Source organism: Sporosalibacterium faouarense (genome assembly GCF_016765695.1).
Lineage (GTDB): Bacteria > Bacillota > Clostridia > Tissierellales > VENL01 > Sporosalibacterium > Sporosalibacterium faouarense.
Window position 1 is genome coordinate 1 of the sequence record NZ_JAETGO010000008.1, and the last position, 18,571, is coordinate 18,571.

The following is an 18,571-nucleotide window of genomic DNA, read 5'->3' on the forward strand; positions in this document are numbered from 1 at the left end:
CCTCCAGCGCTGATGGTACTTGGTGGGTAACTGCCTGGGAGAGTAGGTCGTCGCTGGATTGTTATTTTTTTTGAAAAAAAGAGATTTATAAGTATGATACTTCCAAAGCAGATAGTGTAATTAGTAAAAATTACATTTTCTAATTGGGAGTATTTTTTGTACTAACTTTGAGTAGGGTAAAATTTAAATAGTGGTATTGATAAACAAATGAGTAAAATTTTAGGTTGTAATTAATTCTTGATAGTTATAATATATATTTGTAGGCAAATTTTATAATATCGAGCTCTTATCTTTGCTATTTGTCTCATGAATAGAATACAATTTAGATGTATGTTAATAATAAACGAATGTATAAAATTTCGATTTTAGATACTATATTGCAATATTGCAGAAGTATGTTAACAGCGGGGGGATCTATATGAGTAGATTACGAGATTCTATTAAGAATTATTGGCATTATATTATATTAATAATTTACTTTGGATTACTTGTTTACCAGCATTTTTTCATACATATGTATGGGGACGATTATTATTATGGAACGTTCCTTCAAAGTAATTTTTTGCAAAAACATATGGATCATTATATGTATACAAATGGTAGAGCTCTTGTACATTTTATTGTTTCACTTATGCTATTTTTTAAAACCAAATTATTTATGATAGTAAATCCAATTATGATTATTGCTACAATTATATTAGTTGCCAAGCTTGCAACAAATGATGAGAAAAATTACAAAATTGCAATAGCTAGTGGTATATTATTGTTTTCAATGTTAAGTATCAATATTACTAGAGAAAGTGTATTTTGGTTAGATGGATCGTTTAACTATTTGCTCCCTATATTACTTTCTCTACTAACTATCTATTTATTAAGAAAGAGCATCAATACTAACGAAAAATATTGGTACTTACCATTGGTTGGATTCATATCAGGTATGACAGTAGAGCAAGGAAGTGCAATAACCTTTGGAGGCGTATTATTGCTTATTTTAAATTCCAAATTTATTGAAAGGCATAATATAAATTTTAATCATTATTTAACTTTGTTTTTTTCATTATTAGGTGGATTAACAGTATTTCTAGCACCTGGTAATCTAATACGTATGTCGATAGAGAAATCTGATAATAGTGTGCTAGACAACATTAAGAATATTGTTTTTAAAGTGTTTTTATATAAAGATACACAAGTATATATTTTACTACTAATTATGTGCGTAATACTTAGCTTATCAATATTAAAGAAACATAATCTCTTTAGTAAATTATTGATAGCAATAAATGGTGTCTTTTTTATATTATTTTTAAATTTAGGCGGAAAATATATTGGACTAATGCCTGTAGATATTGAAGATAAATATACACTAATTATTGTTATAATGGGAATATTAGCTTTTATGGCAGGACTCATTTATGTAAGTCTTGATAAACTAATAGTTGAAAAAAGCGAAATTTTTATAATTAGTTTAATTCTTGGTTTTGGTGCACAAATTATGATGATTGTATCACCTATATATGGATATCGAATTTTACTTAGTACTATTATCCTATTTTTCATACCAATAATTTCTACAATAATAGAGTTTAAGGACAATAGATATATGTGGATAATGATAGTTGTAATTCTAAGTATTTACTTTAGCAGTACTAAATTAGTATTAATTTCCCTTGGATTAATGGGAATGGAATTTGTAAACAATCATTATAATTATAGAAAATGGATAAAGAATATTAATTCAATACTAGCAGGTACAATAATAATAGCTATTACTTTCTTATATATTTCAAGTAATATTAATGGGTATCGAACAAATCACTATGCTCATGTATATAATGAAAAAGTTATTGAAGAATACTTTGAAGAAGGAGCCCCTAAAGGAACAACTATAATTTTGAAGAAAATGCCATTATATGATTATGGATGGTCGTATCCATATGTTAATCCATACCATATGAGAGTAATGAAAATGTACTATGGAATAGACCAAGAAACAACAGTTAAATTCATACCTTAATGTAATAAGCTGTCTATATTATTTGTTTATGTTAACATCCAATTACTCGTTAAGGTTAAAATAATATATAGGTAAAATAAAAAACTATACATATTATCTTAATAAATGATAAAGTTGAATTAGAGAAAAAGGATAGAAAGAGAGGATTTACTATGGAAAAAATCATTATTTATACTGATGGGGCTTGTGCAGGTAATCAGAATGAAGAGAATAAGGGAGGATATGGAGCAGTATTAACATATAAAGGACACACAAAAGAGATTTATGGTGGAGAAATAAATACCACTAATAATCGAATGGAGCTTAAAGGTTGTATCGAAGGATTAAAGGCCTTAAAAAAGAAAAATATTCCAGTAGAAATATATACAGACTCGGCTTATTTATGTAACTGTATGAATCAGAAATGGTATGTTAAATGGAGGCAAAATGGATGGAAAAATGCTAGTAAAAAGCCAGTTGAAAATAAGGATTTGTGGGAAGAATTACTGGATATAGTCGAAGAAATTAATGATATTAAGTTTATAAAGGTAAAGGGACATTCAGGTGTAGAGTTAAATGAACTAGCAGATCAACTTGCTAATAAGGGTATGGAAAATCTATAATAAGGATTCAATAGTCTTTATGTACATGTTAACCTTTTTATACAACAATACATATACTATAATAGCTATACTAATAATTATGAAAGGTGTGAAAACATGTACGGCTATTATGGATACTATGATGACTACAATATTCAGCAAACGAAATCCTACGCACGAATTTTACATGCTTCTCCTAATGCTCCAGGGGTTGACGTCTATGTAAACGACAAGATACTCGCTACTAATTTGACATATAAAAACTTTACAGAATATTATCCCTTAGACCCAGGTCTTTATAATATTAAAGTTTATCCAACTGGACAGAGGGAGAATCCTGTAATTAATTCAGATATTCGCGTTCCACCAAGGGGAATATATACAATTGCTGCTATTAATAAACTTGAGAACATTGCTTTATACCCCATACTTGATACTCCACAGCAAATACCAAGTGGTAGAGTATATGCTCGTTTTGTACATTTATCACCCGGAGCACCAAATGTTGATGTAAAGACTGGTGATGATAATATGTTATTTTCAAACGTAGCATACAAAGGAGTAACAGAATATAAGCTTATAAATCCTGGAACATATACTTTTAATGTATTTGCAGCAGGTACAGATGATAGAGTATTGTATGTTCCCAATATCACTTTGAAACCGAATAGATTCTACACTATTTACGCAGTGGGCCTTGTTGAAGGGAATCCACCATTGCAAGTACTCATTCCACTTGATGGGAATTCCTATTTAAATGTTTAGTTAGTAACTACTTGAGCCTTTTAAAGGCTCATTTTTTTAATTAAGATTATATATAAATACAGGTGCATCGATTCTATGATAATATAGATAATAATAGTGTTAAAATAATTATAAAGTGATTTAATTTAAAATATTAAGGTCTAATACTGTATAAAGCCTTTAAATTGGATAATTTATAAATAAGCATAAAAATAATATAGAATAAGTAGGGCTAATATACATAGGAATTTACTAGACTTTATAGAATAGATATATAATAGAGAGTTATTTCATATTAGATGGTAGATGAATTTGAAATAAGAAAAATAGACATATTAATAATCTGGATGGTGATATTTGTATGATTATAATTAAAACTAAAAAAGAAATCGAAAAGATGCATAAGTCAGGAAAACTTTTAGCAAGTTGTCATAAAGAAATATCAAAGATAATTAAACCAGGGATTACTACTTGGGAAATAGATCAATTTGTTGAAAAGTTTTTAAATGAGAATCAAGCAAAGGCAGCACAAAAAGGATATAATGGATATAAATATGCCACATGTGCCTCTGTAAACGATGAAATTTGTCATGGTTTTCCTAGAAAAGAACCATTAAAAGATGGTGATATTGTTACTATAGATATGGTTGTGAATATCGATGGATGGTTAGCAGACTCAGCTTGGTCATATGGTGTAGGCGAAATATCTGATGAAGCTAAGAAACTAATGGAAATTACTAAAGAATCCTTATATAGAGCAATTCATAAAGCAGTCATCGGAAATAGGATAGGGGATATTAGTCACGAGATACAAAGTTTCGCAGAAAGTCAAGGGTATTCAATTGTAAGGGAATTCATTGGACATGGAATTGGTCAAAATATTCATGAAGATCCTCAGGTGCTACATTTTGGGCCTCCAGGTAGAGGTCCTAGGTTGAAGGAAGGGATGGTCTTTACAATAGAGCCAATGATTAATACTGGGTCTAGAAGATGTTTCTTAGAAGATAATGGTTGGACTGCCAGAACATTCGATGGTAGCCTTTCAGCTCAATATGAACATACTATAGCAATTACAAAGGATGGACCGTTGATTTTAACAGAACAATAGTATTGTATCATCGTGAGTTCAGTATTCATCCACTTACTATTTAATTTAAAGGAAAAGTAACTGATAAGCCATTTTTATATGGAATTTAATTTTGCAAGAATATTTTTTATTATAAATATAAAATTGTTAAAATTAAAGAAAGATAAAAGCCCTTGCTAGAAGCAAGGGCTTAACTTTTTATATTTAGTATTTACATAAATACTTATTTATTTCCCAATCATGAACCTTAGTATCAAAATCTATCCATTCTTTTCTTTTTTCTCTTAAGAATATATTAAATGTATGCTCTCCCAGTGTTTCTTTAACTAAGGAACTCTTTTCCATATAATCTAGAGCCTCTTGAAGATTACGTGGGTATTGTTCTACTTCAAATTCTTCTCTTTCTTCTTTAGTCATATCATATATATTTTTATCGACTCTTTTTGGTGGTTCAATTTTATTTTTAATTCCATCTAATCCTGCTTTAAGCATTACTGCATATACCAAATATGGATTGGCTGTTGGGTCTGGAGTTCTTAACTCAACTCTAGTTCCTGCTCCTCTAGTATCTGGGATTCTAATAAAAGCAGATCTATTTGAAGCTGACCAAGCAATATTTGTTGGCGCCTCGTAATAAGGAACTAATCTTTTATATGAATTTATAGTTGGATTACATATAGCTGCTATAGACTTTGCATGTTTTATTAATCCACCTATATAATATTCTGCTGTTTTACTTAATTCAGAATCAGTTTTTGAATCGTAAAAAACATTCTTACCATTTCTAACTAAAGATTGATTACAATGCATTGCATTACCACTTTCTTTTGAAAAAGGTTTAGGTATAAAAGATGCATAAAGACCGTGATTATGAGCAATATTCTTAACAATCAATTTAAAGGTCATCCATTTATCAGCAATATCTAGAGCTTCGTTATATCTGAAGTCTACCTCATGCTGTCCAGGAGCTACTTCGTGATGAGATGCTTCAATAGAAAAACCTAATTGTTTCATTTTTAATATTATATCTCTACGTGTTTTTTCACCTTGATCAAATGGCGATAAATCAAAATATCCTGCATTGTCATGTATATCATTCACAATTGGATTGCCGGAATCATCTATATTGAAGAGGAAAAATTCTCCCTCAGGACCTACATTTAAATCATATCCTAATTCTTTAGCCTCTGCTAAAGCACTTTTTAAAATTTGACGTGGACATCCTTCAAAAGGCTTTTTATCAGTTCCATAAACATCACAATAAATATGGGCAACTTTTTCAGCACCGGGTCTTAAAGTTACAGGTTGAAAAGTGTCTAAATCAGGTACTAAATACATATCTGATTCTTCTATGCGACCATATCCATCTACGGAAGATCCATCAAACATTAATTCTCCATCTAATGCTTTTTCTAATTCGTCTGTTGTTATGGAAACATTTTTTGAAAATCCAAAAATATCTGTAAATAACAATCTGATAAATTTAATATTTTGTTCCTTTACCTCGGTAATAATTTTCTTTTTAAGCGCAGCTCTTCTTTTACTAAACAAGTCTGATTCTACAGTAACCATAATAGTTTAAATACTCCCTCCATTTTTTAAAAATACTTTTTCTAAAATACATTTGACATTGATAAAGTTCGTGCTATTAAAAATTAAAAAATAAATCACCTCCGAAAAAACATCCAACTTAATTCTATAAGAAATAGGTTTATATATCAAAAAACCTATAACAAGCTATAGCCACCTAGAGTAGTCAAAGGTGTTCTAAGGATAAATCAAGTTGTAAATTCATACAATAATTCAAGTATTATAGATTTAAGATACATACTCAGCAAAAAATTAGAAAAATAAGGAAGAACACATCTGAAATTAGGTACTATTGATATTTCATCGGGTTTAATTTAAAATAGTATTATATTGATTTGAAAAGAGGGAAACAATTGTTTGGATATATAACACCTTATAAAGGAGAACTAAAGGTAAAGGAGTATGAGATTTTTAAAGGGTATTACTGTGGACTATGCAAGTCTTTAGGCAAAGAATTTAATCAACTAACTAGGTTTGGATTAAATTATGATCTTAATTTTCTGGGTCTTTTACTATCATCTCTTGATGAGAAGAGGGATCAAATGAAAATGGAAGGATGCTTTGTAAATCCCTTAAAAAAGAAAAAAGTGATTCAAACTAATGATTATTTAATCTATACATCGCATATAAGTATTATATTGATATACTTTAAGCTTATAGATGATTGGAAGGATGATAAATCATTTAAATCATTACTAGCCACTATTCCTTATTTATTACCATTGAAGAAGTCAAAAAGGAAATATAATCATAAATATCAAACAATAAAAAATTGTTTAGAAAGACTTAGTGAGTTAGAAAAAAGAAAATGTGATGTAATTGATGAGAGTGCAGATGCATTTGGAAAGCTTATGGAAGAAATAGCAGCATCTGATTTAATTGAGGATGAAGAAACCATAAGGATATTAAAATGGTTAGGATATAATTTAGGAAGATGGATATATATTTTAGATGCATATAATGATATTGAAGAAGATGTTAAAGCAGATGGTTATAACCCTATTTTATTGCAGTATAAATACGATAAGAATAGTAATATTAAAGTCTTTAAAGATAGGATTAAGAGTGAAATTGAATTTTCGTTAACTCTTACTCTTGATAATATTGCTAAAAGCTTTGAACTTTTAGATATAAAACATCATAGAAACATATTGGAAAACATTATCTATATGGGAGCAAGATATAAAATGGAGCAAATATTTAGGACTAGGGAGGCAGAACATTGTGAAAAATCCATATGAGGTTCTAGGACTTGAAAAAGGAGCTAGTAAAGAGGAAATCAAAATAGCATATAAGAAACTTGTTAGAAAGTATCACCCAGACCAATATGCTAATAATCCATTATCTGATTTAGCAGAAGAAAAATTAAAAGAAATAAATGAAGCCTATGATATTTTGATGAAAAATAACAATAGTGGATATCGTGAAAACAATAATGATTACTCACATAATAACAATAATCAAAGTAGTTTTATGGAAATAAGAAATTTAATAAACAGAGGGAGCTTAGGGCAAGCAGAAAAGCTCTTAGAGCAAATATCAAATAGAAATGCAGAGTGGCATTTTTTAAAGGGTGTAATTTTACTTAGAAAAGGTTGGCATGACCAAGCCATTAATTATATCAAAAGGGCTGTAAATATGGATCCAAGCAATGCTGAATATAGAGCCCTTCTAAATAATCTTTCATTTAGAAGTAATACATATAGAGAATATGGACATAGTAGGGGTTATAGAAGAGACCCTGCTGCTTGTGAAATTTGTCAATGTTTAATTTGCAGTGACTGTTGTTGTGAATGTATGGGTGGAGACCTTATTGAGTGTTGTTAAGGTGTAAAAATGAAATGGGAATGATGTGCAAATGAACAATACTAATGGAACAAATAAGAGTTCAAGTGTTGCTAAAAGGGTTGCATACGGCGGGATAGTCAATTTATTAATACTAGTATCAGTATATTTTGCATCCATATTGCCGACTAATAAACTATTTTTCTTTGGATTGAGTTCAATTTTCTTAGCTTTTATTGTAATTGAGTTTGGTGTAAAGTTTGCAATATTAAATTATTTATCATCAGTATTTTTGCTATTAATTATGATACATAATAAACTTACGCTTATACCTTATATACTCTTCTTTGGATATTATGCAATAGTTAAGTATTATGTTGAAAGAATTAATAATCTAGTGCTTGAATGGTTTATTAAACTGAGTATCTTTAATATAGTAATGTACTTAATTTACTTTATTGCTGATAAATTATTATTGAGTGAATTGAAAATAAAGATTCCAATATGGATAATCATTCTTATAGCTGAAGGCATATTTATTATTTATGACTATGCCTTTAGTATTGGAATAGCTTACTATAATAATAAAATAAGAAATAGAATCATATAAAAATATAAACTTGTTATTTAAACTATATTGTGCTATACTGAATCAGTAAAATTTAATAGGACAGTTCGAAACCATCCTGTCTTTAAACAAAACTAGGGCCAACTACCGATGGTAGGTAGTTTTTGTATTGGGCTCTTATGCCCTTTTTTTATTGCTTAAATTTAGAAAGGAAATGAAATATGAAAAAAATAGGAATTACAACAACTGTACCTTCAGAAGTGCTCATAGCAGCTGGATATAGCGTTGTAGATTTAAATAATACATTTATTACTTCAGAGAATTACGAAGAATGTATAGACATTGCAGAAAAAGCAGGATTTCCTAAAAATCTTTGTGGATGGATTAAAGGAATATATGGTGCATGCATACTAAATGATATTGATGAAGTAGTTGGAGTTATTGGAGGCGATTGTTCCAATACCAAAGGATTGATAGATGTTTTAGAAATGAAGGGTATTAAGGTTTATCCTTTTGCCTATCCTCATGAACGAGATATTGGTAAGGTAAAAGAATCTATTGATCAATTTATGAGAATTTTTAATGTTACAAATAAAGAGGTTGAACATACAAGAAAAAGATTAAATAGGATAAGATTAATTACCACAGAAATAGATGAGCTTACTTATAAAAAAAATATTGTGAATGGTTTTGAAAACCATCTATTACAGGTAAGTTTAAGTGATTTTGATGGAAATGTAGATGAGTTTGAAGATATGTTAAATAAGAAACTTTTAGATATAAAGAAAAGAAAACCAATAAATAAAAAGTTACGATTGGGGTATATTGGAGTTCCGCCAATGACTGGAGATATATATAGTTTTGTTGAAGAATTTAATGCCACCTTTGTCTATAATGAAGTACAAAGAGAGTTTGCATTTCCAAGGTTTCAAGCTTCACAGAATATTTATGAACAATATTATAATTACACTTATCCATTTGATTTGAACTTTAGACTAGATGTAATTAAGAAGGAAATTCAAGAGAGAGAAATAGATGCTATTATACACTATACACAAGCCTTTTGCCATAGGGCTATTGAAGATATAGTATTTAAAGAAAAAATTGATATACCCATTTTGAATATTGAAGGAGATAAATCAACACATTTAGATGCTAGAACTAAACTGAGAATAGAGGCATTTTTAGACATGCTATTGGATTCAAAGGAGATGAAATAGTGAGAGTTTTAGGAATAGATTTAGGTAGTAGAGAAGTAAAAACTGTTCTAATGGAGAATGGAAATATTGTTGAGAAATTCAAAATGAGTACAATGACTTTTTATAGGGACTTTTGTAACTATGATGGCAGAATTATTTTAGATATTGAGAAATTGGGGATTAAAAATATCGATTTAGGTGTCTCAACTGGATATGGTAGAAATAATACTGACTTAAAGACTTTTAAGGCTATAAATGAACTCAAGGCCCATGTTTATGGAGGAATATATCAAGCTGATATGAAGGATTTTATTTTGTTAGACGTAGGTGGACAAGATGTAAAAGTTGTTAAAGTTGAAAAGGGATTAATAACAGATCTTGAACTTAATGATAAATGTGCTGCTTCGTGTGGTAGATATCTTGAGAATATGTCAGAAGTTCTAGAAGTGCCTTTAGATGAGCTTTTTAACTATTATAAAGATCCTGTTGAACTCAATTCTACTTGTGCAGTATTCTCAGAATCAGAGTTAATAGGTAAAATTGCAGAAGGAATTACAATTAATAGATTATGTGCTGGTGTTAATTATTCACTTTATAAGAGGTTACATCCATTACTTAATAAATTTAAAGGTGAAAGGCTGGTACTAACTGGAGGAGTTGCTAAAAATAAAGCACTAGTTCAATATTTGAGAAATGATTATGATGAAATAATACATCTAGATGAACCACAATTTAATGGAGCTATTGGATGTTGTTATTATGGATATAAAATTAAAAATAAAGTGGAGGGATAAGGATGGAACAAAATATGAATAAAGAAACTAAAGCTTTTTTTCTGTTAAGCTGTATATTTGTAACTTTACTAGTTGTAAGTAATATCATTGCAGGAAAGATAATAATGGTGGGGGGGTTGATTGCACCAGCAGCAGTACTATGTTATGCTTTAACTTTTGCCATTTCTGATGCTTTATCAGAAATATGGGGAAAGGAGAAAACTCAATTTATTATAAAAATAGGGTTTATTGTAAGTATCATTTCAGCCATTATGATTAAGATAGCAATTTTAATGCCTTCTTCCCCAGACTGGATGAATCAAGGAGAGTTTTCTCTTATTTTGGGAAGTAATTTTAGAATTGTAATAGCTAGTATGCTTGCTTATTTAGTAAGTCAGCACCATGATGTGTGGGCATTTCATTTCTGGAAGGGTAAGACTAATGGTAAGCATCTATGGTTAAGAAACAATCTATCAACTTTGTTTTCTCAAATAATTGATACTGTTATTTTTATATTAGTTGCTTTCTATGGAGTACTTCCAAATAGTGTTATTTTTGACATGATGATAAGTCAATATATAATTAAGCTGATAATAGCAATTGCGGATACTCCCATTGTTTATATAATGGTAGGAGTAATTAGAAGAATGTTAAAACTTAATTCAGATAGTACACCTGTTAATGCAAAAGTAGTAAAAGAAATTTAGGAACTGTCACATAATGATTTTTATCATTATGTGACAGTTTTTTGTTTCTTCTCAATAGTAGAGATAGTATTATCTAATTAACTTAAGTTAATGTATTTTTAAATACTAAACTAGCTATCTTTCCTTATTTTAACTCTATTTCTAACCTTTCTAACTCCTTCTACATCCATTGCCACTTCTCTAGCAAATTCTACTTCACTTCTATTATTGGCAAATCCTATAAGATGTACAATTCCATTGTTGACATCACAAGCAATATCATTATTACCTATTCTTTGATGAATGGTATTATTTATTGTGACATCGTCATATTCACCTACAGTTGTTATATTAATATTATTGACTACATCCTTTACTCCTCTAACCTTTGAAGCTATTGCCATAGCTAGGTGGGCGTCCTTTAGGGTTCTAGTATGACCAACTAAACTAGCTACCCCATCATTGACTTTAACTCCAACTCTACCGACGCTATTTTTAGACTCAGATGTGAAGAGATTGTCTCTTATTTCTTTTTCCATATGTCTATCATTGATTTGTCCATCCATGCAGACAGTAAGGCCATTTTCAACTCTTCTAACTCCATCAACTCCCCTTGTAACTTCTTCAGCAAATTTTTTCTCAGCTAAAACATCTACCATGCCCGATAATTGAATACTACCATCTCTACACGCTACATTAATATCCATAGCTGAACCTTGCATTTCCTCCTCTAATTGATCTTTAACATGGTCAACTATAAGCTCATCTTGAGTCAAATGGGTAGTTTTATTTTTAATGTCCATAATGCTCTCCTTTCAAAGAAACTAATTTATATTTTGTAATTATCTTTGCCATAATGGATTAAAATATTAGAAAAACAAAATATTTGAAAAAATTTAATGAAAGTGATTTTAATACTTAAATTATTTATGGGTTTTTATTATAAAATTACCACACTTATAATATTTTCCCCAATGAATATTATGGTGTTTAATTTTAAATAATATTATTAGTTAAAAGAAATAAGAGGTGATATATTTATGATAACAGCAGAAGTAGCAGTTTATCCTTTAAAGACATCCCATGCAACAAATGTGATTAACAACTCAATTAATACTCTAAATGGTACGAATGTTCAATATTCAGTAAATTCTATGAGTACCTTAATAACAGGAACTAAATCAGAAGTATTTAATAGTATTGAGGCAATGTTTAATGAAGCAGAATCTGGTGGAGAAGTAAGCATGGTTGTTACATTTTCAAATGCTTGTGACTAGGATTTAAAGGCTCCTTTAAAGGAGTCTTTTTTTAATTTACAATATATTAAGAAAACTTAAAAAAAATCCATATTATACTTATTGCTTGAACAATCTCAGATTTGTATAATGGAGAGGGATTAAAAATAACTCGAAAGAGGTGACAGCATTGCAAAATATCATGCCTAGTAAAAAAAGAAAGGGTAATGCCAATACTGATACCATTATTTTCATAGTAATTGTCTCATTGTTCTTTGGATATTTGGGATATAAAATGGGAATTGATAAAATGTTTTCCACAATTATGGCTACTGCATATAGACTTTTAGTCGATACTGTGTTCTATATAATGGCTATTGCTGTTTTGGCAGGGGCATTTGGAAAACTAGCTATGGAGTTTGGACTAGTTCGATTATTGAACAAAATATTTTCTCCTTTAATGAGACCACTATTTAATATGCCGGGAGTAGCTTTTCTTGGAATTATAACTACTTATTTATCTGATAATCCAGCAATTATTTCTTTAGCTAAGGATGAAGATTATATCAGTTATTTTAAAAAGCATGAAGTTCCCTGTCTATGTAATTTAGGAACGGCCTTTGGGATGGGATTAATTGTTACTTTTTTTATGATTAAGTATGGTTATCTTAAGGAAGCAGTTATAGGAAATATTGGTGCAGTGATAGGAAGTATAATTAGTGTAAGATTGATGGCCAAAAGTGCTAAGAAGGAATTAGGCAATAAAATGATCAAGGATCCATCAATCATTAGAGAAAACATAGAAACATCAAATGATGAATTGGCGGCATCTAATTTCGTTGAAAGAAGAGAGGAAATCGCTTCTAATCTAATAGAGCAGACAGAGGGTACCTTCTTTGAAAGATTTTTAGGATCATTTCTAGAGGGTGGAAAACTTGGAGTAGACATTGGGTTAAGTATTATACCAGGAGTATTAGTTATTTGTACTATTGTTATGATATTAACATTTGGTCCATCAGATCCAACAGTTGGTTATCAAGGACTTGCTTATGAAGGCGTAGAATTACTACCTAAGATAGGAGATTTCTTTTCTTTTCTGTTAAAACCATTATTAGGATTTGAGAATCCTGAATCTATAGCATTTCCAATAACTGCATTGGGAGCAGTTGGTGCAGCTTTAAGTTTAATTCCAAAATTTTTGGATACTGGTATAATAGGAGGAAATGAAATAGCAGTATTCACAGCAATGGGGATGTGTTGGAGTGGATTTTTAAGCACTCATGTTGCAATGCTCGATTCTCTAGGACATAGAAAGTTGATATCTAAAGGAATTAGAAGTCATGTAGTTGGAGGTTTAGCAGCAGGAATTTCTGCTCATTTTATTTTATTGCTTATAAATTATATACAGTCGGTTTTATAATTGAAATACAGTTAAGTGAAGGAAATTTATATACAATTTACTAAAATATTAAATCGGTCTTAAGACCGATTTTTTCTTTTTTCTTTAAAAAATAGAAAAAAGATGATAAAATTGTAGAAAAGACTATTTTTATTCTGTTAATTTGATGAAAATTGATATATCATATTAAGCTAGGGGAGATGTTAATTAGTGGGCAAAGGGACAATGAAGTTTTATTATATTATTTTAGGATTAGGAATTGGATTAGTTCTAGGCGGAACTTTTTTTATTTTAAATCCCAAGATAGAATATAAATATATGGAGTATACTGATGATGAAATACTAGAAAAAGCTGCTGCAATAAAGCTTGAAGATGCTAAAAACAAAGAGACTAATGAAAATGATTCGGATTTCGATATCGACGAAGAAGCTGATGAAGGAAAAGACACAAAAAATGAAGGACAGTCGGATGATCTAGGCACTGAAGGGGAAGATCAAACAAATGAAAATAATACTGAGGGATTAAAACAAGATGATGTTGAAGATAATGAAGATGAAATAGTAGATAATTCTAATGATGAAAGTCAGCAAGAAGAAGATGACGATCAAAAAGATGAAGACAATACTGTCAGGGTCGAAGATGAAGAAGAGCTTATTACAATTAGAATTTATTGGGGAGACTCAAGTGAAGAGATAGTGCATAAGCTTTATGATAAAGGTGTTATTGATGATAAAAAAGGACTTAACGATTATATTTTAGAGAATAGAGCTGAGAAAAAACTTAAGCCTGGAACCTATGAATTTGGAAAAGGGACTAGCTTTGAAGAGATATTACATGAATTACTGCAATAATAAATTTGGGTCAGTGGTTTTAGAACATTGATATCTAAATATTAATGTTATAACCTTCCAAATATTTGGTAATAATTTCTAACGGGAGGTAAGGTTATATGGCGACAGAACCTATAAAGCTTTGGGAATTATATGATGGGTTAAAAAACAAATTTTTATATAACAATGATATAAATTCTATTTATATTCTTTTAGCCTTATACGATTTAGAGGAAAATATTAGTAATATTTACCCTCAATATATATGTCGTAAAAGTATTAAGAGAAGAATTAAATATATATTAAGTAATAAAGAAAATAAAGAAGATTTTGCTCAAAATATTAGTTGTCTCATACATGAGGATATTAATAGGATAGAGCTTTGTTTTTACCTTGAGGGGTACAAATCTGGATATAATGATAGTAGATGGGTCAATATATTAGAAAAGAAAGCTATTGAGATTTTAGGAATAGAAGGAATTTACAAAAATAATGCTTTATTTCACTTTATAAGTGGAAATTCTGAAATTAAAGAATTAAGAAAAAAATTAAGAGATGAGATTGAAAATAAGGAGAGAAAAAACAGATATATAGAAACTCTTGTATATACGTTTGCTAATAAGATTATAAAGAAGAAGCTAGAGAATATAGATGAATATATAGATAAACAATTGAAAATGGACATATACTCAGAAAGTTTTAACATAAACGAGGTTAGTTATAAAATGGAAGAAGAAGAGTTAGATAAGGTATATCATTCAATAGTGAAACTCTTAATTAAGAATCTAAAGAATATATACAAAGAATCATGCTGGATGGCAATAAATGATAGAGTAATCAAGAGATACGTATAAAAAAGACTTGTTTTGGAAATAATATCCTTTTAGATACCTTAGGAGGGGATATTATGAAGAAAAAGTATATATTTACCATAAGTATACTCTGTGTCATTTTGACTATTATTGGCTTTGCCTATGGTTATAATCTTGCAGGTAAAAGGCTGAATAAAGATGCAAAACCGAATACTCCTAATGAAGAATTACAGGGAATGTTAGATAAAGGTGATATTTTGTCTGATGACTTACCTTTAATAAAGAGGGATGAAAATTATATTTCACCAAACACTACAATAGAATATGTAATTTACTATTTGAAATGCGGAGATAAAGTTACTAAAATAGGTAGACCTAGCAATGATATAGTAAACATGAATAAAGAAGGTTTTGTTGCATTAATTAATCGAAGTCATTCTAATTGGAGAGTTGTTTCATTTTCGACTGAGAAGGTAGTAATCGAAATTGATAAAGATCAATTGTGTCCGAATCATTTTGTTATTGGAGTAGAAGATGGGAAAATAGCAATATATAAAATTAATGAGGATGGAGATAAGGTTTTGGAAAAGGTCTTAGAAAATGCACCTATATCCATGTTAAAAGCTACAGACCAGCAAAAACTTAAAGAAGGAATTATTGTTAATAGTGAGGAAGAAATATCAGATATCCTTGAAAATTTTATAAGCTAGGAGCTTAGAATAGCTCCTGGCTTATATTTTTATGATTTTCAAGCTATTCTTTAAAAAAATATTAAAAAAAGATATAATATAGAGGAATTCCTACTGAAATATCGAATATATGTTTGTACACACTAAAATACATGAACTATTTAAAGGAGCGTATGTGATGATTATTGTAGGATTAGACCCAGGTATTGCTATATTAGGATATGGTGTTATAGAATATAAGGGAAATAACTTTAAAGTTTTAGATTATGGAGCAATTATAACTGAAGCAAAAGAAACCTTTCCTAATAGATTAAAAATACTATATAATGATTTAGGAGAATTACTTGATAGATATAAGCCTGATGCTGTGGCAATAGAGGAATTGTTTTTTAATAAAAACGTTAAGACAGCCATAAATGTCGGGCAGGCTAGAGGAGTTCAAGTATTGGCTGCCGTTAATAGAGGAATTGATGTTTTTGAATATACCCCATTACAGGTAAAACAAGGAGTTGTGGGTTATGGCAGAGCTGAAAAAAAACAGGTACAGGAGATGGTTAAACTTTTACTAAATTTAAAATCTGTACCGAAACCCGATGATGTTGCAGATGCCTTGGCTGTATCTATATGTCACGCTCACTCTGGTAATTTTAGAAATGAGTTTAGAATTAAATAATGGAGGGAAATTAATGTTTCAATATATAAAAGGCAAAATAGAGGAAATAGGAGATAATTACGTTGTGGTTGAAAACAATAATATAGGCTATTTAATTCATACATCTAAGAATTCAATAAGTAATCTTAATAAGGATGTTAACAATTGTAAGGTTTATACTTATCTTAATGTAAGGGAAGATGAAATGAGTCTATATGGTTTTGCAACAAAGGAAGAACTAGACATGTTCAATCTATTATTAAAAGTTTCTAAGATTGGTCCAAAGGTTGCGTTGGGAGTTCTTTCTACAATGACTCCATCAAATATTAAGATTGCCATATTTAATAATGATGTAACAACTCTAACTAAGGCTCCAGGTATTGGAAAGAAAACTGCAAATAGAGTCATACTGGAACTAAAAGATAAAATTGATGATAAAGTAGATTTAGAAAATGTTGTTTTTGGCAATGATATTGAAAGTGATTTTGATGAAGTTTCCGCTGCATTAGTTTCACTCGGCTATAACAGAAATGAAATATCAAGGGTGCTTTCCAAGATTGATAAAACTGCACTTGATACAGAAGGTGTTATTAAGAAAGCTTTAAAGGAATTAGCAAAGATGTAAAAAGGAGCGAGCTTTTATGGAAGAAAGGGAAAATAGGATCGTTACAAGACAAGTACAAGAAGAGGATTTTGATATAGAAACAAGCCTGCGACCACGAGATATGGGAGAGTATGTAGGACAAGATAAAGTAAAGGAAAAGCTAAAGATTTTTATAGAAGCTGCAAAAGGAAGAAAGGAATCATTGGACCATGTTTTGTTATATGGGCCACCAGGATTAGGTAAGACAACTTTATCAAATATTATCGCTACTGAAATGGGAGTTAATATTAGAATTACTTCTGGTCCAGCAATAGATAGGCCAGGAGATTTGGCTGCAATTTTAACTAATCTTGGAGAAAATGATGTTTTGTTTATAGATGAGATACATAGATTGAATAGAAGTGTAGAGGAAATTCTCTATCCAGCTATGGAGGATTTTGCCCTTGATATTATAATAGGTAAAGGACCAAGTGCGAGGTCAGTGAGGCTAGACTTATCAAAATTCACTTTAATTGGAGCTACTACTAGAGCTGGTCTTTTAACTTCCCCATTAAGGGATAGATTTGGGGTTATATGTAGATTAGATCTTTATAACAATGAGAATTTAACTGAAATTGTTAAGAGATCTGCAAAAATACTAAAGGTTAAGATTGATGATGCTGGAGCTCTAGAAATAGCTAGGAGATCAAGGGGAACACCTCGTATTGCTAATAGATTACTTAAAAGAGTTAGAGATTATGCTCAAGTACTTGAAGATGGGGAAATAAATTTAGAAGTGGCAAATAAAGCTTTAGAAATGTTAGAAATCGATCCTTTAGGGCTAGATAATGTAGATAGAAAAATGATACTTACCGTAATCAATAAATTTGCTGGTGGTCCCGTTGGACTAGACACTTTAGCTGCTTCAACTGGGGAAGAGAGAAATACAATTGAGGATGTATATGAGCCATACTTACTACAGCTAGGATTTATTAATAGGACACCAAGGGGAAGAGTTGTAACAAAAGCTTGTTATGAGTATTTTGGTATGGATCCTATTAATGAGTAGAGGTGGAGTATGGAGAATATAGGTAAATTAATTTTGACTATAGGCTTTATCTTAGTAGTTATTGGGGTTGTAATGATTATTGGTCAAAGGTTTGGTCTAGGTAAATTACCAGGAGATATCATAATTAAGAAGGGTAATATCACTGTATTTTTTCCTGTAGTAACTATGATAGTAATAAGTATTGTTTTAACAATAATAGTTAATGTTATTAAGAAATTACTATAGATATAATGATTAAGATGATACTTGGTATAAGCAAAGGGGTAAAAAAAGG

21 protein-coding genes are annotated in these 18,571 nt (G+C 29.9%); 19 read left to right on the forward strand and 2 right to left on the reverse strand.

Translation table 11 applies throughout. The annotated features are described in order from the left end of the window. Window positions 1–418: 418 nt before the first annotated feature. The 4 genes from JMO20_RS00955 (at window position 419) to map (ending at window position 4,447) form a co-directional block, all read left to right on the forward strand. Window positions 419–2,014, forward strand: a complete 1,596-nt coding sequence (locus tag JMO20_RS00955) for a DUF6056 family protein (protein ID WP_202707279.1) — start codon at window positions 419–421, stop codon at window positions 2,012–2,014. A 152-nt stretch (window positions 2,015–2,166) separates the two neighbouring features. Further along, entirely contained in the window at window positions 2,167–2,616 is a 450-nt protein-coding gene (rnhA, locus tag JMO20_RS00960) for a ribonuclease HI (protein WP_202707280.1), read from the forward strand. Window positions 2,617–2,712: 96 nt separating this feature from the next. Continuing rightward, window positions 2,713–3,360 (forward strand): DUF4397 domain-containing protein, encoded by a 648-nt coding sequence (locus JMO20_RS00965; RefSeq protein ID WP_202707281.1) that lies wholly within the window; start codon window positions 2,713–2,715, stop codon window positions 3,358–3,360. 340 nt (window positions 3,361–3,700) lie between these two features. Next, window positions 3,701–4,447: a type I methionyl aminopeptidase gene (gene map / locus JMO20_RS00970; RefSeq protein WP_202707282.1), complete on the forward strand. Its 747-nt coding sequence runs from the start codon at window positions 3,701–3,703 to the stop codon at window positions 4,445–4,447. Window positions 4,448–4,630: 183 nt separating this feature from the next. On the opposite strand, the gene glnA is transcribed toward map, so the two are convergent. Further along, window positions 4,631–5,998, reverse strand: coding sequence for a type I glutamate--ammonia ligase (glnA, locus tag JMO20_RS00975; RefSeq protein ID WP_202707283.1), 1,368 nt, complete (start codon window positions 5,996–5,998; stop codon window positions 4,631–4,633). 371 nt (window positions 5,999–6,369) lie between these two features. Here glnA and JMO20_RS00980 point away from each other — a divergent pair, with 371 nt between their 5' ends. The 6 genes from JMO20_RS00980 to JMO20_RS01005 all read left to right on the forward strand — a co-directional run bounded on the left by JMO20_RS00980 (window position 6,370) and on the right by JMO20_RS01005 (window position 11,048). Next, window positions 6,370–7,257 (forward strand): DUF5685 family protein, encoded by an 888-nt coding sequence (locus tag JMO20_RS00980; protein ID WP_202707284.1) that lies wholly within the window; start codon window positions 6,370–6,372, stop codon window positions 7,255–7,257. Next, a complete protein-coding gene (locus JMO20_RS20550) occupies window positions 7,241–7,843 on the forward strand; it encodes a DnaJ domain-containing protein (RefSeq protein WP_202707285.1) in 603 nt (200 codons plus the stop codon). Before JMO20_RS00980 ends, JMO20_RS20550 begins: the two co-directional genes overlap by 17 nt. Window positions 7,844–7,874: 31 nt before the next feature. Continuing rightward, window positions 7,875–8,411 (forward strand): hypothetical protein, encoded by a 537-nt coding sequence (locus tag JMO20_RS00990; protein ID WP_202707286.1) that lies wholly within the window; start codon window positions 7,875–7,877, stop codon window positions 8,409–8,411. Between the two features lie 179 nt (window positions 8,412–8,590). Beyond that, window positions 8,591–9,589, forward strand: coding sequence for a 2-hydroxyacyl-CoA dehydratase family protein (locus JMO20_RS00995; protein ID WP_202707287.1), 999 nt, complete (start codon window positions 8,591–8,593; stop codon window positions 9,587–9,589). Beyond that, entirely contained in the window at window positions 9,589–10,362 is a 774-nt protein-coding gene (locus tag JMO20_RS01000; protein WP_202707288.1) for an acyl-CoA dehydratase activase, read from the forward strand. Before JMO20_RS00995 ends, JMO20_RS01000 begins: the two co-directional genes overlap by 1 nt. Window positions 10,363–10,364: 2 nt before the next feature. Continuing rightward, window positions 10,365–11,048 carry a queuosine precursor transporter gene (locus JMO20_RS01005; protein ID WP_202707289.1) on the forward strand — a complete coding sequence of 228 codons (684 nt, stop codon included), beginning with the start codon at window positions 10,365–10,367 and terminating at the stop codon, window positions 11,046–11,048. Between the two features lie 110 nt (window positions 11,049–11,158). On the opposite strand, the gene JMO20_RS01010 is transcribed toward JMO20_RS01005, so the two are convergent. Continuing rightward, window positions 11,159–11,830: a BON domain-containing protein gene (locus JMO20_RS01010; RefSeq protein WP_202707290.1), complete on the reverse strand. Its 672-nt coding sequence runs from the start codon at window positions 11,828–11,830 to the stop codon at window positions 11,159–11,161. A gap of 237 nt (window positions 11,831–12,067) precedes the next feature. On the opposite strand from JMO20_RS01010, the gene JMO20_RS01015 reads away from it, so the two are divergent. The 9 genes from JMO20_RS01015 to JMO20_RS01055 all read left to right on the forward strand — a co-directional run bounded on the left by JMO20_RS01015 (window position 12,068) and on the right by JMO20_RS01055 (window position 18,522). After that, the gene (locus JMO20_RS01015; RefSeq protein WP_202707291.1) at window positions 12,068–12,304 is read left to right on the forward strand and encodes a YkoF family thiamine/hydroxymethylpyrimidine-binding protein; all 237 of its coding nucleotides are present in this window, start codon (window positions 12,068–12,070) and stop codon (window positions 12,302–12,304) included. 160 nt (window positions 12,305–12,464) lie between these two features. After that, window positions 12,465–13,682, forward strand: coding sequence for a CD0519/CD1768 family membrane protein (locus JMO20_RS01020; protein WP_202707292.1), 1,218 nt, complete (start codon window positions 12,465–12,467; stop codon window positions 13,680–13,682). A 204-nt stretch (window positions 13,683–13,886) separates the two neighbouring features. Then, window positions 13,887–14,513: a hypothetical protein gene (locus JMO20_RS01025; protein WP_202707293.1), complete on the forward strand. Its 627-nt coding sequence runs from the start codon at window positions 13,887–13,889 to the stop codon at window positions 14,511–14,513. Between the two features lie 98 nt (window positions 14,514–14,611). Further along, window positions 14,612–15,346, forward strand: coding sequence for a hypothetical protein (locus tag JMO20_RS01030; protein WP_202707294.1), 735 nt, complete (start codon window positions 14,612–14,614; stop codon window positions 15,344–15,346). 53 nt (window positions 15,347–15,399) lie between these two features. Further along, window positions 15,400–16,014 (forward strand): BofC C-terminal domain-containing protein, encoded by a 615-nt coding sequence (locus JMO20_RS01035; protein ID WP_202707295.1) that lies wholly within the window; start codon window positions 15,400–15,402, stop codon window positions 16,012–16,014. Window positions 16,015–16,171: 157 nt separating this feature from the next. After that, window positions 16,172–16,666 (forward strand): crossover junction endodeoxyribonuclease RuvC, encoded by a 495-nt coding sequence (ruvC, locus tag JMO20_RS01040; protein ID WP_202707296.1) that lies wholly within the window; start codon window positions 16,172–16,174, stop codon window positions 16,664–16,666. Between the two features lie 13 nt (window positions 16,667–16,679). Continuing rightward, the gene (ruvA, locus tag JMO20_RS01045) at window positions 16,680–17,270 is read left to right on the forward strand and encodes a Holliday junction branch migration protein RuvA (protein WP_202707297.1); all 591 of its coding nucleotides are present in this window, start codon (window positions 16,680–16,682) and stop codon (window positions 17,268–17,270) included. A gap of 16 nt (window positions 17,271–17,286) precedes the next feature. Continuing rightward, on the forward strand, window positions 17,287–18,297 hold the full coding sequence (gene ruvB, locus JMO20_RS01050) for a Holliday junction branch migration DNA helicase RuvB (protein ID WP_202707298.1): 1,011 nt from the start codon (window positions 17,287–17,289) through the stop codon (window positions 18,295–18,297). Window positions 18,298–18,306: 9 nt separating this feature from the next. Next, the gene (locus tag JMO20_RS01055; RefSeq protein WP_202707299.1) at window positions 18,307–18,522 is read left to right on the forward strand and encodes a DUF2905 domain-containing protein; all 216 of its coding nucleotides are present in this window, start codon (window positions 18,307–18,309) and stop codon (window positions 18,520–18,522) included. The last annotated feature ends 49 nt before the right edge of the window (window positions 18,523–18,571 follow it).

Excerpts from the sequence above, each read along its gene's own strand:
- JMO20_RS01035 (WP_202707295.1), top strand. The coding sequence starts at position 15,400 with ATGAAGAAAAAGTATATATTTACCATAAGTATACTCTGTGTCATTTTG.
- JMO20_RS00955 (WP_202707279.1), top strand. The coding sequence starts at position 419 with ATGAGTAGATTACGAGATTCTATTAAGAATTATTGGCATTATATTATA.
- JMO20_RS01025 (WP_202707293.1), top strand. The coding sequence starts at position 13,887 with ATGAAGTTTTATTATATTATTTTAGGATTAGGAATTGGATTAGTTCTA.
- JMO20_RS01020 (WP_202707292.1), top strand. The coding sequence starts at position 12,465 with ATGCCTAGTAAAAAAAGAAAGGGTAATGCCAATACTGATACCATTATT.
- JMO20_RS01010 (WP_202707290.1), bottom strand. The coding sequence starts at position 11,830 with ATGGACATTAAAAATAAAACTACCCATTTGACTCAAGATGAGCTTATA.
- rnhA (WP_202707280.1), top strand. The coding sequence starts at position 2,167 with ATGGAAAAAATCATTATTTATACTGATGGGGCTTGTGCAGGTAATCAG.
- glnA (WP_202707283.1), bottom strand. The coding sequence starts at position 5,998 with ATGGTTACTGTAGAATCAGACTTGTTTAGTAAAAGAAGAGCTGCGCTT.
- JMO20_RS01055 (WP_202707299.1), top strand. The coding sequence starts at position 18,307 with ATGGAGAATATAGGTAAATTAATTTTGACTATAGGCTTTATCTTAGTA.
- JMO20_RS01030 (WP_202707294.1), top strand. The coding sequence starts at position 14,612 with ATGGCGACAGAACCTATAAAGCTTTGGGAATTATATGATGGGTTAAAA.
- ruvB (WP_202707298.1), top strand. The coding sequence starts at position 17,287 with ATGGAAGAAAGGGAAAATAGGATCGTTACAAGACAAGTACAAGAAGAG.
- JMO20_RS00990 (WP_202707286.1), top strand. The coding sequence starts at position 7,875 with ATGAACAATACTAATGGAACAAATAAGAGTTCAAGTGTTGCTAAAAGG.
- JMO20_RS00965 (WP_202707281.1), top strand. The coding sequence starts at position 2,713 with ATGTACGGCTATTATGGATACTATGATGACTACAATATTCAGCAAACG.
- ruvC (WP_202707296.1), top strand. The coding sequence starts at position 16,172 with ATGATTATTGTAGGATTAGACCCAGGTATTGCTATATTAGGATATGGT.
- JMO20_RS01015 (WP_202707291.1), top strand. The coding sequence starts at position 12,068 with ATGATAACAGCAGAAGTAGCAGTTTATCCTTTAAAGACATCCCATGCA.
- JMO20_RS00995 (WP_202707287.1), top strand. The coding sequence starts at position 8,591 with ATGAAAAAAATAGGAATTACAACAACTGTACCTTCAGAAGTGCTCATA.
- map (WP_202707282.1), top strand. The coding sequence starts at position 3,701 with ATGATTATAATTAAAACTAAAAAAGAAATCGAAAAGATGCATAAGTCA.
- ruvA (WP_202707297.1), top strand. The coding sequence starts at position 16,680 with ATGTTTCAATATATAAAAGGCAAAATAGAGGAAATAGGAGATAATTAC.
- JMO20_RS01005 (WP_202707289.1), top strand. The coding sequence starts at position 10,365 with ATGGAACAAAATATGAATAAAGAAACTAAAGCTTTTTTTCTGTTAAGC.